Genomic DNA, 14,050 nt, shown 5'->3' with positions numbered 1-14,050 from the left:
CCTGAGCCCGCACCCACGCACCACCTATTGAGGAAGTCGTTTTATGCCTCGCGATCCCAACATCGAGATGACGCCTACCGGCGATGACGTCTCGTTTGACGAGTATTTGCGCCCCCGGCGCTTTGAAGAGTTCGTCGGCCAGCAGGCCATCAAGGATAACCTGCGGGTGATGGTCAAGTCGGCCAAAATGCGTCAGGCGCCGCTTGATCATATTCTCTTTAGCGGCCCGCCCGGGCTGGGAAAGACCTCCATGGCGCAGATCCTGGCCGAAGAAATGGGGGTTAATATCCACATCACCAGCGGCCCGGCGCTGGAGAAGAAAGGCGATCTGGCCGGCATTCTCACGTCGCTGGAAAAGGGCGAGATCCTGTTTATTGATGAGGTCCATCGTCTCTCACCGGTTGTGGAGGAGAACCTCTATCCGGCGATGGAGGACTTCTACTTCGACATTGTGATTGGCGAGGGACCACACGCCCGCAACATGAAGCTGACGCTGCCTCCCTTTACGCTCGTGGGCGCCACCACCCGCTCCGGACTTCTGACAGCACCGATGCGCGACCGTTTTGGGTACGTGGCGCGCCTGGATTATTACAACGCCGACGACCTCAAGTCAGTCTTACAACGCTCGGCACGCATCCTGGACATCGGCCTCTCGGAGCGCGGAGCCTTTGAGATCGCCCGGCGCAGCCGCGGCACCCCGCGCATCGCCAACCGCCTGCTCAACCGGGTTCGGGACTACGCTGTGGTCGGAAATCACACCACCATCGACGATGAGCTGGCTGATTACGCCCTGGAGCGGCTGGAAGTCGACTCAGCGGGATTTGATTACCTGGATCGCCTTTACCTCGACGCGCTCGTGGTGAAGTTCGGCGGCGGTCCCACCGGGCTTGATACTCTGGCCAGCAGCATCGGTGAGGCACGCCACACCATCGAAGAAGTGATCGAGCCCTACCTCTTGCAGCAGGGCTTTATTCAACGCACCCCGCGCGGGCGCGTGGCCTCGGCCAGCGCGTTTCGCCACCTGGGAGTGCCCATTAATAGCGGCAACCAGAACACCATCTTCTGAGACGCCAAACCCGCGGTGCAGGTCGAATGAGTGACGAGGCAGTAGAGCATTTTCGAGCCTTTATGAAGGCAGTGGGGTTGAACGCCGACCAGGATCCGGAGCTCGCCCGCACCGCGGAGCGTTTTACCGGGTTGATGGACGAGCTCTTCAGCGGACTTCACGAGCCCGCCCCTCAGATCAGCACCTTTGAGGCTCCGGGGCTTACCGAATCTCCCGGAAGCAGCCGTCCGGTCCTCACCTGCGCCCTTCCCTTCCAGAGCATGTGCGTGCACCACCTCTTGCCCTTCTTCGGCACTGTGGATGTGGCGTACGTGCCCGCAGATCACATCGTAGGCTTTGGTAGCATCGGGCGGGTCATCGATCATTTTGCGGCAAGACCCCAGGTGCAGGAGCGTCTGATCATCGAGATCGCGGAGCACCTGCAGTCCACGCTCAAGCCGGCCGGGCTGCTTGTGCGACTGCGTGCCCGCCAGCTCTGCATGGAGATGCGCGGGGCCCATAAGCATGGCGAGCTTATCTCGATCGAGGCCCGTGGCTCACTGGCCAGCGGCGAGCTGCGGGCGGAGTGCATGGCGCAGTTTCAACGTGCGGAGAAGGCGCTATGAGCGATGAGGCCCGGGCCCTGATCGTCGGCGGAGGAGTTGCCGCGGTGAGTGCGGCGCTCTGGCTGCATGACTTCGGCGTGCCCTTTGACTGGGTGGACGCCCGCGGCGAGGTCGGCGGGATGCTGCTGCGCGTCAACAACCGCATCGGCAACTTCCCGGGCAGCGAATGGACCAACGGCCGGGAGCTTGCCAGCGCACTCCGAGAGCAGGTTTCCAAACATGAGCTTCGCCCTCGCGAGGCGACCCTCCTGCGCTTGCTACCCGATACAGAAGCGCTGAGCCCCGCACTGCGAGCCGACTTCGAGGGGCTCCCGTCTCGCCACTATGAGGCCGCGGCACTCGCCACGGGAAGCCGCTACCGCACCCTGGGCGTGCCCGGTGAGTTGGAGGGCATGGGGCGCCATGTGAGCCAGAGCGCGATGGCCGACGCCGAGCGTTTTGCCGGCCGGGAGGTCGCCGTGGTCGGCGGTGGCGACGCTGCGCTGGAGAACGCGCTGCGTCTGGCGAGCTTTGATTGCAGAGTGCACCTCTTGATGCGCTGCGCACCTCGGGCTCGCGAGAGTTTTCTGGCGGAGGCTCGCCAGAACCCTCTGGTCACGCTCTGGCCTACACCCACCCGGGTGACCCGAATCTCCCCCGTCGACGAGGGCTGCGAGCTTACGCTTCAAGCCAACGATGCTCGCGAGACCTTGCGCGTCGCTGCGCTCTTTGTGCGCATCGGCATCGCGCCGGTGCTACCAGATGTTCCCGGACTTGAGCTCGATGCGCGGGGCTTTGTGCACACCGACGCCAATCGCCGCACAGGCCTGCCGGGCGTCTTTGCCATCGGCGATATCTGCCACACACCGCTGCGTTCGGTAGCGACCGCCTCGGGGGACGGCGCGCTGGCCGCGCGCCTGATCGCAACAGACCTCGGCTATCTTTGACCCCTTCTGTGCTCTCGTGCTACCTCGCAACGCGAGCCCCCACGACCACGACATTCCCTCGATTCTATTGGGGGATATCCTTCTGCATGAGGAACTCGCTGATGTTTAAAGCCGTCTTGATCGCCAACCGCGGTGAGATCGCCGCGCGCATCGCTCGCACCTGCAAGCGCATGGGAATTCGCACCGTCGCCGTCTACAGCGAAGCCGATGAAGGTGCGCCGCACACCCAGATCGCCGATGAGGCGTATTTGATCGGCCCGGCGCACGTCACCAAGAGCTACCTCAACGCCGAACGTATCCTGGAGGTCGCCCGCGAGGCCGGCGTCGACGCCATTCACCCCGGCTATGGCCTCCTGAGCGAAAACTCCGATTTTGTGCACGCGGTGGAAGCTGCCGGCATCGCCTTCATCGGCCCGCGGGCCGAGGTCATGGAGCTGATGGGCGATAAGGCCCGCGCGCGTGAATTCGCCCAGAAGGCGGGCGTGCCCGTGGTGCCTGGCTCCGATGGAGTGGTGGCCGATGAAGACGCGGCCGTCGCACTCGCCGAGACCATCGGCTACCCGCTCCTCGTCAAGGCCTCGGCCGGCGGTGGGGGCATCGGCATGAACCTGGCCAAAAATGAGAAGAAGCTGCGCAAAGCGGTGCAGGCCTCGGTGCGCCGGGCTGAATCAGCCTTCGGCGACCCGAGCTTCTATCTGGAGCGCTACATCGAGAACCCGCGCCATATTGAGATTCAGGTGCTGGCCGACACGCATGGAAACGCCATTCACCTCTTTGAGCGTGAGTGCAGCGTGCAGCGCCGCCACCAGAAGGTGATCGAGGAGGCCCCCTCCCCGCTTGTTGCTCGCCACGAGGGTCTGCGCGAGCGCATGTGCGAGGCGGCTCTGGCGCTGGTTCGCGCCAGTGAGTACGTCAACGCGGGCACCGTGGAGTTCATCGCCGATGAGGCCGGCAACTTCTACTTCATCGAGATGAACACGCGTCTGCAGGTCGAGCACCCGGTCACCGAAATGATCGCCGGGCTCGATCTTGTGGAGTGGCAGCTTCGTGTTGCAGCCGGCGAGGAGCTCACCATCGCTCAGGACGCGCTCACCATCGACGGCCACGCCATCGAGTGCCGCATCTACGCCGAAAACCCCGAAAAGATGTTCATGCCCGCCCCCGGCACCATCACGACCTTTAAGGCCCCCACCGGCGAAGGCGTGCGCCTGGACAGCGGCGTCGATGCCGACCGTGAGGTTACACCCTATTATGACCCGCTCATTGCCAAACTCATCGTGCACGCGCCCGATCGTCCGGCGGCCATTGCGAAGATGAAGAGCGCACTCACCGAGATGGAAATCGGCGGGTTGACCACCAATCTCTCGATGCACATTGAGCTGATGGACGACGCCGACTTCCAGTCCGGCAACATTCACACCGGCTGGCTTGAGAAGCGCTGAGCCTCACAAGCGTCGCAGCACTCACCACTGGAAAAGTTCGGGGCTCCATGCGATGACTCTCCGGTCACATAGAGCCCCTCAAATCACGCTGGATACTGGAAGGAGTACACCATGGCTGAAGAAGTCCGCGCGCACATCACCGGCACCGTCTGGAAGATCGAAGTTGAGATTGGCGAGGAGGTCGAAGAAGACGATGACCTCATCATCCTTGAATCGATGAAGATGGAGATGCCCGTGCCCGCGCCCTGCGACGGCGTCGTCAAAGAAATCCTCATCAAAGAGGGAGACGCCGTCGACGAAGACCAGGTGCTGATCGTTATGGAAGAGAGCTGATCAACGCCTCGACCGCAGCCTGGAAAACCCGGCCGCGTTGAGCGTAGCTCTCGAACATATCGAAGCTGGAGCAGGCCGGGCTGAGCACCACAGTGCTCCCCGGCCTGGCCAGTTTAAACGCCTGCTCGACGGCCTCTTCCATGGAGGCGGCGCGGTGCACCTTTGTCGCGCCGGCGGCATCAAGAGCCTCTCCCATGCGCTCGGCAATCTCGCCAAGAAGCACTACGCCGCCGGCCTCCCGCGCCACATATTTGGCCCAACCTTTGAGGTCGAGCCCCTTGTCGACGCCGCCGGCGATGACCACGAAGCCCGCGTCCAGGTTCTGCAGGCCGGCCAGTGAGGCGTGCGCGTTGGTGGCCTTGGAGTCGTCCACAAAGCCCACCTCGTTGCCCTCCCCCACATACTCCATGCGGTGTGCGAGCGGCTCAACGCTGAGCGCAGCCTCCGTGATATGCTCCCAGCTGACACCCACGCTACGCGCCAGCGCAGCGGCGCAGGCCAGGTTAAGCTGGTTATGCGCCCCAAAGAGTTCGGTGTCGTCAAAGGATTCAAGCCAACAAAGATCAACGCCCTCTTCCTCGCGCGCCCAGCCCTGGTCGTCGTCGAACCACACCGCCTCATCAAGCTCCGAGACATCATCGGGGCGGTTTGAAAACCCCACCACCTGTTGACCTCGGGGCTCCTTAAGCCACCGACGCACCAGCCGATCACGCATCGGCACCACTGCCACCCCTTCGCCTTTCTGAAGCTCAAAGATGCGCAGCTTGGCGTCGGCGTACTCCTCAAAACTCTCAAAGTAGTCGAGGTGGTCGGCGGCCACATTGGTCACGGTCGCCGCAGCAGGCTGCAGGTTGTGGCAGCTCCAGAGCTGGAACGCGCTCAATTCGGCCACAACCACCGCGTCTTCACTCAGCTCTTCGACCACCGCGCACAGGGGCAGACCGATGTTCCCGGCAACCACATGCTCCACGCCGGCCTGCTGCAACATCTGCCCCGCCAGCGAGGTCGTGGTGGTCTTGCCGTCCGTACCGGTAATGCCGATCCAGCGTGCTTTGCTGGCCTCCCAGGCCAACTCCACCTCCGAGATCACCTGCGCTCCCAGCTCTCGCGCCCTGGCAAAGTCGGGGTGCGAAGGCTTCATCCCTGGCGAGGCAACAATGACCTCACGGCCCTCCGACACGTTCTCACCGGCGACCAGGCGCACCTTCTCATGCAATCGCCCGGCGACCTCGCTGAGCTCATCGATAGGCTTGATATCGCTGAGAATGACATCCTTGCCGCGTCGCGCCAGCAGGTTGGCCGCCGCCACACCGCTGACCCCGGCGCCCCACACCGCAAAACGCTGATGGTTCAGAAAGATCTCACGCATCGCCTTATTCACCCTCGTTAAGCGGGCCGTCAAAACGCGGCTGCTCGGCATCATCGCCTTCGGTTTTACCCGCGCGACGCGCGAATTCTGCCAGGATCTGATCGGCCTGACGGAAGAAGTCATCCCCGCCAAAGAAGATGATCTTATCGCCCGGCTTGACCGTCTCCAGCAGGTAATCGTTGATGTCGGGCTGGTTGGGGATAAAGGTCACCGGCAGCCCGTTGGCCTCAATGCGATCGACCACCGTCTGGGTGTTGATGCCCGGGATGGGATCTTCTTCGGCGGCGTACATCGTGGTGATGATCACCTCGTCGCTCCCCTGAAACGCCTCGCCATACTCATCTTTGAGGTACTTGATAAGCGTGTAGCGGTAGGGCTTAAACACGCTGATAACACGCCCGTCGACCAGATCTCTGGCCGACTCCAGCACCTTTTTGATGCCCGTGGGATGGCTGATGTAGTCCTTGACGATCGTCACCCCGCCGCCCTGAGCGATGGTAAAACGGTTCTCCAGGCCTTTGTAGGTCGCGAGCGCTTTGCCGATGACCTCGGGAGCCACCCCGATGCGCCGGGCCACAGCGACGGCCCCCATGGCGTTGACCACGTTGTAGCGCCCCGGAAGGTTGAGCTCCCAGTCGCCCAGCACCTCGTCGCGCTGGTAGGCGCGGTAGCGAATCGGGAGTTGACCCTTGTCGAGAAGTTCGCCGCGAAACTCCGCGCGATGCTCCATCGAGTAGCCGGTCGGCCGCATGTTTACGCGCTCGACAAGCTCGCGGTTTCCAGCGCAGTCCAGGTTGACGAACGCCTCTTTGAGGCGTGTGTTCGACTCAAGGAAGGTCGCCATCTTGGCGATAATATCGTCAAGACCCTCGTAGTAGTTGAGGTGGTCCAGCTCCAGAAAGTTGCAGACCACATAGTCGCATTCGATGTTATGGTGGGAGCCATCGCTCTCATCGACCTCAACCACCATCCACTTGCCGCCGGAGTCTCGGGCGTTAACGCCGAAGTTGTTGAGCATCCCGCCGATCACAAAGCCCGGCTCCAGCCCGGCGCACTCCAGAATCCAGGCGATCATCGAGGAGACGGTGCCTTTGCCGTGGGTGCCCGTCACGCCGATGGTGCGGTATCCCTCCAGGAGTTTGGCGAGGATCGAGGAGCGGTGCTCCACCGGGATGCCAGCCTGGCGCGCCGCCACAAGCTCAACGTTCTCCTGGGGAATGGCCGTGGAGACGACTACAAGATCGGCACCCTCGATGTTTTTAGGGTCATGACCGATGACGATGTCCATACCCTCGGCGCGCAGCGCCTCGGTCAGCGAGCTCTCGCGCACATCGGAACCGGTGACCTCAACGCCTCGCGCATGCAGAATGCGCGCGACCGCCGATACTCCGATGCCGCCAATCCCCAGCATATGCACTCGCCCAATCCCGTCTATCATCGCCTGACCTTTCGCTTGATGTGTGATCGTAACCGTCATCCGCAGCGCAACGCGCCTTCGGCGCCGTGAGGTAGCACACTTGCGCTGCGCTGGCCAATTCTCAGCGCCGTAGAGCGTTGCATCGCCGCCGGGCGGTGCGCTAGGTTCGCCAACAACGACCTTTGCGCCCTACTCCACCCCCTTGCGCGGGCGTAGCCCATTGCAGATGAGGTTCCTGATGTCTTCCCTGATTCGACCGGCCAGCCGACACGTGCTGGTCTTCTCGCTGGCGCTCTCGGCCGGAACGCTGTGCGCGGCCTGCCAGAGCAATGAGCCCCAGATCGTGCTCACCCAGGAGCAATGGAACCAGGTCCGCGAACATATTCTTGAAGCGGCTCCCGAGCCCGAACATGCCATCGGCGCAACGTACGACGACGCCATAGAGCTTGTTGGCCTGGACACCGACGGGGAGCTCAAAGCCGGCCAGGAGGTCACGTTCACCTGGTACTGGCGGGCGCTTAAAGATGTGAAGCGTGACTGGCAGATCTTTGTACACTTCGACTCCCAGGCGCACCCGCTGCGCCAGAACCTCGACCATTACCCGGTCGATGGGCTCTACCGCACCTCGTTGTGGAAAGAAGGTCAGATCATCCGCGACAGCCAGACCTTTGTGCTCCGCGAGGACTTCCCCACCGGCGACGCGCTCCCTTATGTGGGGCTTTTCCGCGGGGATGAGCGCGCGAGCGTCAAGGGAGAGAACATCACCGAGGACCGTCGCGCGATCGGCCCCACCTTGAAGATCACCGGCAATCCGAAGCGCGAAGCCGGGCTGCCTCGCCATGAGGTGCGCAGCATCTCACAGGCTCAGGCACAGTCCATCACGCTTGATGGCAAGCTTGATGAGCCGGTGTGGTCCGAGCTTCAAAGCGTCTCACTTAGCGGATTCAATCCACGCGCCGCCTATGAGAGCAACGTGAAGTTGGCCGTCGACGCCACCCACCTCTATGTGGGTGCCTACCTCGAAGATGAGCACGTCTGGGGATCGCTTACCGAGCACGACGATCCGCTCTGGACCCAGGAGGTCTTTGAGTTCTTCATCGCTCCGGGCGGTCCAGACGCTCCTTACGTCGAGCTTCAGGTCAGCCCGCAGAACACGATCTTCGATGCGCGTTTCCCGCATCGACCCGGCTCCAAATCAAAGAGCCGCGATGAAGACATTGCCGCAGCCAAACCCTTCGCCATGGAAGGGCTTGAGACGGCTGTTCACGTCGAAGGCACGCTCAACGACGAAGAGAGTAAAGACCGCTTCTGGTCGGTGGAGATGCGCATCCCGCTGTCGCAACTTCCCGGCGTTGACGGTGCTCCTGCCCCCGGGAGCTCCTGGCGGGCGAACCTCTACCGCTTCGACCGCCCCACTGAGGGACAAACCTTCGCCTACGGCTGGAGCACTCGCCCGCGCCGGGACTTCCACGACGGCAAACAGTTCGGCACGCTGACCTTCGGCGGCGAAGCCGGCGCGGTGCCCCTGCGAAACAATGTCGCCCTGCCCCGGGTTGAAGCCCCCGGCGAGGCCGCCCGTGAGCGCCTGCGCCAGCGCATCCAGAAGGAGCGTGAGGGGACCTCCAACTGACTCCTCTGCACCCAACGCCCGGGGCGCCCAGCTCCGCATCTGGTGCTGGCCTCCGGCGACGAGTGCGGCTATAGTACTACCATTGGTTACATTTAAATCGGGTTAACCACACCAACGAGCGAGTTGTCATGGCGAGTGATAAACGCAAACAGAGCCTCTACTTCCCCGAGGACTACCTCGATGAGATCCGCGAGGAGTCCCTGCGGCAGGATCGGTCGATGTCCTGGGTCGTACAGAAAGCCTGGGAGATTGCCCGCGAGACGATCAAACAGTTTCCGGCGGCCAACGACTACCTGCAGGGCGAAGACGAGCAGGAGTAACCCCCCGAGGACCGGAACGACGCATCAAGGCATCGCTCCGGCCTATGCAAGAACTCAAAAAAACGCCGCGTCCCAACGAAGGGACGCGGCGTTTTTTTTGGGTCAGACTGGAAGGCAGGCCAAATTACTCGGCGGCCTCCTCTTCAGCATCATCGATGCGCGGATCGGCGTGCACACGGAAGTTGACCACCGACCAGGTCGAGGGCTCGCGGGTCAGCCAGGCAGGCTCGGTGCCGTCGCGCTGTACGCTCCACATGTCGAAGGTGCGATCGGCAAGTCCCGGATCGACCACGTTGGGGTTGGTTGCCGAGAAGATCAGATCATTGCCCTTCGGCGAGAGCTTCGCGCTGACCACACGGGTGATGCAGTCGTCGATGACCACCTGCTGCTCGATCTCGTCGTAGCAACGCGACTCATCGAAGTCATCGCCCTGAGGGTTGCCATAGATCTCATCGTAGGTGCCCGTCTGCGGGTCAATGCGGGTGATGGCCGAAAGGGGGATATTGGCCTCAGTCCCCTCACCTGCAGCATCGCCAAGGGGGCGCACGCACTCTCGGGCCGCAGCCACATAGATGCGACCGTCCTCGCCGAAGGTCATCTGGCTGTCGATGTCGGTATAGGCAAACGAACCATCTTCACGCGTCCAGTCGCAGCCGGCGCGCGTGGGCTCGCCCTGCTGAGGGAAGTGAGGAAGGCCGTAGACCACGCGCTGCGGCATGCACATCGCACGGTCGAAGTCGTCGGTGGCCGCGTCACAGCGATGCACCGGGCCACATTCCGCATCGGAGGAGCAGGCTTCGCCGAGGTTCGAGGCGTTGCTCATATCGATGATGTTGACGGTGGCCTCAATGGCGGTGCAGCGGTTCTCATCGCCGCATTCCTGCGCGGTGCCCGAGCAGTCGGCGTTGGAGTTGCACGCGTTGTAGTTGTTGGGCCCCACGGTGATGAAGGAGACGAGGTTGCCGTCAGGGCTAAACGCGGTGGGAAGCGCGCCGATGTAATAGCTTCCCGCCTCTCCAGGGAAGTTCACACCGCTGATGGTGATCAGATTGTCTTCGGCGCTGATCGGGGTGCCAAGCTCTCCGACGAGCACGGTGACCGAGTCGAGCGTGGGCTGGTAGAGCGCGGTACGACCACTGCTCGGGTCGACATCCCAGTGGGCGGGCACGGGGGCGGCATCACCTTCGGGCTCGGTGGCAACCACGCCCACGACCTGGGCCTCACCGCCGATCTCCTTATAATAGGCCGTGTCGCCGTCGACGTACGCTACGCCCGCACCGCGGACCCGTGCATCCAGCACGCCGGATTCCGAGAGCTCCAACGCGCCGGTCACTTCCAGCGAATCCGGGTCGATGGCGGCGGTGTAGATGTCCTGAAAACCGCCCTCGCCATTCTCCATGTAGATAAAATGCGAGAGGTTTTCGGTCACGCCGCAGAGGTTGGGCGGGGTGCAGTCGGCGCTCGCCGGGACGATGGACTCATGCTTCGCGTCGCTGGTGGCATAGAGTCGAACGTCGTACTCCTGGTTGGGCGGGAAGGTGCGTCGCACATACGAGATGACGTAGTCTTCCTCCTCGATCACAGGCTCTTCGCCGGCGTCGCCCTGATCGTCCGGGCCGCAGGATCCGTCCGCCAGGCAAACGTTGGGGGCGGTGCAATCGGAGTTGCTCTCACAGGTCGTGCCCTCACCGCCATCACCACCGTCGCCCGAACAGGCGCTCGCCATCCCGAAGGCCATCGCGCCGCTCAGCAGCAGCGGCCAGCCCAACTTCATTGCATCATATCGCATTGTTCCTGCTCCTTACTTATGGAAAGACAGCTCGAGGCATGGCGTCGCCGATTGCCCCGGCGCGTCACACGTAGTCGGGCGCACTATAGGTCGCTTGATTTCGGCGAATCAAGACCGGCCGCAGCCTTGGCGTTTCGCCAGAACGCTTCGAGCTCATCGAGGCTGAGATCTTCGGGGCGATGCCCGGCCTCGGTAGCCTGAGCGCGGACCGATGTGATACGTCGTTCGAAGGTATCACTGGCCTCGTCAAGCGCGCTCTGTGCGTCGAGATTGAGGTGGCGAGCGACATTGACCACCGCAAAGAGCAGATCGCCGAGCTCCGCACGCACGCGTTCGAGCGAGGGTGTGGGATGGGCAAGCTCGGCGCGAACCTCGGCGATTTCTTCGTCGACCTTGGCGAGCGCGCCGTCAACGGTGGGCCAATCAAAGCCCCAGGAGGCCGCCTCATCGCCCAGATTTTGAGCACGTCGCAAGCCTTGCAGGCGAAGCTCGGAGGGGGAGATGGCGGGGCGGTGGGGATCTTCGGGCATCGGGGTCTCATCGAACGAGGTATGAGGAAGGCGCGCACGGGATGCACGCTTCGTGACGATTTGTTAACTACGGTTGTGTAAAATTTTGCCACGGGCATAGAATGCGCCCGGTGCTTCAACTCTGCCCTTCGACCCTTGATCGAGCAAACCTCGTGTCATCCCAACTGCGTGCTACAGACCTGTGGGGGCCCCTTCTCAGCGTTACGCTCCCTGTCCTGGTGCTGGGCGCGTGGATGCTCTGCGTGTTCTCCCCCGGGCTGGCTCATGCCCAGGTGGAAGACGCGAGTATGGAGCGCATGATCGAGCGCCTCGGCGAGCAAGATGTTCAGGCGGGAAGCGGCGCTCTGGCCCCTTCGACTGTGGCACCGTTGAACCTGGAGGTGCAATGGCGCCTCTGGCTGACGCTGATTCAAAACGGTGAGCCTGGCATCGCGGAGCTGCAGGCCTTGCGCGACGACGCCTTAAGCCTGGGCCGGGTTTCCCTGCCCGAACATGCGCTGGCGATACTGGCGGTTGCGCGCGCGCGTGAGCACTACAACTTGAGCGTGACCGACGCCGAGGCGCTTCTGACGATGGCCATGACGATGGCGCCGGAACTCCCCTATCCGGCGCTGGAGTTGGCCCGGCAACGCATTCACGACCAGGGTGCTCCCCACCGGGCCATCGCCCCCTTTGTGGAGGGCGTGCGACGTGGAATGAACTCACCAGACGTCTTCATCGCCTGGGTACTGAAGTTTGCGATCTTCTTCTTGCTCAGCATCCTGGTGGGACTGGGAGCCTTTATGCTGGCGCAACTGCTGCGCTACTTCGGGGTCGCTGCCTACGACGGCACGCGCTGGCTTCCGCGGGGCTTCTCATCCAATCAGACCGTGATCGTGCTGGTCGCTCTGGTGATCGTTCCCGGGTTGCTCCTGCGTTCGCCGCTGGCCTCATTGCTGATCATGCTGGCCATGGTGATCCCCTTTCAGCAGCTAAATGAGCGGGTGGTCTCCGCTTTTTTCCTGGCGGTGATCCTGGCGCTGCCCACACTGGATGTGGCGCTGAGTCGAATGGTCCTCTTCCCGGGAAGTCCTGCGCAAACGCTGGATCATGCGCATCTTCGAGGCTGTGATGACGCGTGTCTTGCGCACCTCGAAGAGGGCACGACACCCGCGCAACGCTACGCCGCGGCAGTCGCACTCTTCCGGACCGGAACCCCGGAGGCCATGGCACGTGTCGCCGCGCTGGCCGACGCCACCGCGCCGACCACTCGCCATTTCAAGGCGCAATGGGCCAACCTTCAGGGAGCCGTCCTGATTGCGCAGGGCGAAGCGCAGGCGGCCCTTGAGCATCTGGAACGCGCCGAGATTCTGCTTCCTCAGGCGCCTGAGCCTCACTTCAATCGCATGCGAGCACTGCAATTCACGGGCGATGAGGAAGGCGGTTACGACGCGCTAGATCAGGCCGTGCGCCGCGGCCTGGAGTCGGTGGGACGCTACCTTGACACCGGACGTCGCGATGCCAACAGCCTGTTGATGATCCTTCCCCTGCAACGTTCGCAGATCTGGGAGGAGCATTTAACCTACACCGAGACCATCACCTCCATTTCTATGATCTCGCCATTCTGGCAGTCGCTTGCCGGGCCGAAGTTGCCGCTCTCACTGGCGCCCTACCTCGGCGGCGCCGGACTGCTCTGGCTGCTCTTGACCCTGCAACCCTACCTTCGCCAGCGGGTGAGTACGCCCTGCCCCAAGTGCGGACTGGCGCGCGATCCCGATGACGCGCGGGAGTTGGGAGGCCATCATTACTGCCTGCCCTGCTACCAGACCTTCGTCTCAGGAGCGTCGCTGGACTACCACGCCCGCATCCAGAGTGAGACGACCCTGGGGCGACGTGACCGTTTTCAATCCTTTCTTCGCCGTGCCCTCTCGTTGCTTCTCCCGGGCACAGGTCACGTGCTCGGCGGACACGCGCTTCGAGGAACAGTCGCCTTTCTGGCGCTCGCCTTTGGCGCATTCTGGCTGGCGAACCCGATGGGACTTTGGCGAGCGCCCGCCGAGCTTTTCCATGAAGGATGGGCGGGGCAACAGGTCTTTGCCTGGGTGCTTGTCGGGCTGGGTGCCCTGGTGGGCCTGCGGGGACTCGTCGCTGGCGTTGACCCGACCCGCGTTCGGGGAACGCGTGGCCGCAGCGAGGTGAAGCGATGAGCCTCCAACCCAACGAGCCTGTACCACCGCCCCGACGCGCGGGTCTGGCCACGCTGGTGCTTCACCACAGCGTCACCGTCATCATCCTGCTGCTCTTTATTGGCATCGGCGTGTGGAGCTATCTGACCTTTCAGAAAACCGACTTCTTCGTGGAGGTCGACCGCGATGCGCTGCAGGCACGGCTGACGCCTCCGCTCATTGAGGCGCAGCGCCAGCGCATCGAGATGGCTCTGGCCACCTCTCGCCGTCTCGACGATCGATACCCGGCCAGCCTCCAGGAGTTGGTGGACCGGGGATTGCTGCTGCAATCTGACTTGTATTACCCTTCGACCAGAGAGCTCTGGCTCTACAGCCGCGGCGTGGATAGCGTTGAGCTCACGTTGCAACTTCCCGAGGGCGGCACGGCGTCGCCCTGAGTTCGCTTCTACTGCGAGAGG

The 14,050-nt window shown here is 62.9% G+C and carries 13 protein-coding genes; 9 read left to right on the top strand and 4 right to left on the bottom strand.

What is annotated here, in order from left to right:
• The first annotated feature begins 43 nt into the window (after positions 1–43).
• The 5 genes from ruvB (at position 44) to EA187_RS04835 (ending at position 4,372) form a co-directional block, all read left to right on the top strand.
• The gene (gene ruvB, locus EA187_RS04855) at positions 44–1,066 is read left to right on the top strand and encodes a Holliday junction branch migration DNA helicase RuvB (RefSeq protein ID WP_127779357.1); all 1,023 of its coding nucleotides are present in this window, start codon (positions 44–46) and stop codon (positions 1,064–1,066) included.
• A gap of 26 nt (positions 1,067–1,092) precedes the next feature.
• On the top strand, positions 1,093–1,671 hold the full coding sequence (gene folE / locus EA187_RS04850) for a GTP cyclohydrolase I (RefSeq protein WP_127779356.1): 579 nt from the start codon (positions 1,093–1,095) through the stop codon (positions 1,669–1,671).
• On the top strand, positions 1,668–2,597 hold the full coding sequence (locus tag EA187_RS04845) for an NAD(P)/FAD-dependent oxidoreductase (protein WP_127779355.1): 930 nt from the start codon (positions 1,668–1,670) through the stop codon (positions 2,595–2,597). Before folE ends, EA187_RS04845 begins: the two co-directional genes overlap by 4 nt.
• 101 nt (positions 2,598–2,698) lie before the next feature.
• Entirely contained in the window at positions 2,699–4,039 is a 1,341-nt protein-coding gene (locus EA187_RS04840) for an acetyl-CoA carboxylase biotin carboxylase subunit (protein ID WP_127779354.1), read from the top strand.
• Between the two features lie 111 nt (positions 4,040–4,150).
• On the top strand, positions 4,151–4,372 hold the full coding sequence (locus EA187_RS04835) for an acyl-CoA carboxylase biotin carboxyl carrier protein subunit (protein ID WP_115602647.1): 222 nt from the start codon (positions 4,151–4,153) through the stop codon (positions 4,370–4,372).
• On the opposite strand, the gene murD is transcribed toward EA187_RS04835, so the two are convergent.
• Complete coding sequence (gene murD, locus EA187_RS04830; RefSeq protein WP_164855995.1) at positions 4,356–5,741, bottom strand: UDP-N-acetylmuramoyl-L-alanine--D-glutamate ligase; 1,386 nt, start codon at positions 5,739–5,741, stop codon at positions 4,356–4,358. The genes EA187_RS04835 and murD overlap by 17 nt on opposite strands.
• A 4-nt stretch (positions 5,742–5,745) precedes the next feature.
• The gene (murC, locus tag EA187_RS04825; protein ID WP_164855994.1) at positions 5,746–7,179 is read right to left on the bottom strand and encodes a UDP-N-acetylmuramate--L-alanine ligase; all 1,434 of its coding nucleotides are present in this window, start codon (positions 7,177–7,179) and stop codon (positions 5,746–5,748) included.
• Between the two features lie 217 nt (positions 7,180–7,396).
• On the opposite strand from murC, the gene EA187_RS04820 reads away from it, so the two are divergent.
• Together EA187_RS04820 and EA187_RS04815 are read left to right on the top strand one after the other, a co-directional pair.
• Positions 7,397–8,788, top strand: coding sequence for a carbohydrate-binding family 9-like protein (locus tag EA187_RS04820; RefSeq protein ID WP_164855992.1), 1,392 nt, complete (start codon positions 7,397–7,399; stop codon positions 8,786–8,788).
• A gap of 128 nt (positions 8,789–8,916) precedes the next feature.
• On the top strand, positions 8,917–9,108 hold the full coding sequence (locus EA187_RS04815) for a TIGR04563 family protein (RefSeq protein WP_115602651.1): 192 nt from the start codon (positions 8,917–8,919) through the stop codon (positions 9,106–9,108).
• Between the two features lie 124 nt (positions 9,109–9,232).
• On the opposite strand, the gene EA187_RS04810 is transcribed toward EA187_RS04815, so the two are convergent.
• Positions 9,233–10,897 carry a hypothetical protein gene (locus EA187_RS04810; RefSeq protein ID WP_127779350.1) on the bottom strand — a complete coding sequence of 555 codons (1,665 nt, stop codon included), beginning with the start codon at positions 10,895–10,897 and terminating at the stop codon, positions 9,233–9,235.
• A gap of 83 nt (positions 10,898–10,980) precedes the next feature.
• Positions 10,981–11,427: a MazG nucleotide pyrophosphohydrolase domain-containing protein gene (locus EA187_RS04805; protein WP_127779349.1), complete on the bottom strand. Its 447-nt coding sequence runs from the start codon at positions 11,425–11,427 to the stop codon at positions 10,981–10,983.
• 152 nt (positions 11,428–11,579) lie between these two features.
• Here EA187_RS04805 and EA187_RS04800 point away from each other — a divergent pair, with 152 nt between their 5' ends.
• Together EA187_RS04800 and EA187_RS04795 are read left to right on the top strand one after the other, a co-directional pair.
• Positions 11,580–13,613: a hypothetical protein gene (locus EA187_RS04800; RefSeq protein WP_127779348.1), complete on the top strand. Its 2,034-nt coding sequence runs from the start codon at positions 11,580–11,582 to the stop codon at positions 13,611–13,613.
• Complete coding sequence (locus tag EA187_RS04795) at positions 13,610–14,029, top strand: hypothetical protein (protein WP_127779347.1); 420 nt, start codon at positions 13,610–13,612, stop codon at positions 14,027–14,029. Before EA187_RS04800 ends, EA187_RS04795 begins: the two co-directional genes overlap by 4 nt.
• The last annotated feature ends 21 nt before the right edge of the window (positions 14,030–14,050 follow it).

This window comes from Lujinxingia sediminis (assembly GCF_004005565.1).
In the GTDB taxonomy this organism is placed as follows: domain Bacteria; phylum Myxococcota_A; class Bradymonadia; order Bradymonadales; family Bradymonadaceae; genus Lujinxingia; species Lujinxingia sediminis.
This window is presented reverse-complemented; position numbering and strand designations above follow the sequence as displayed.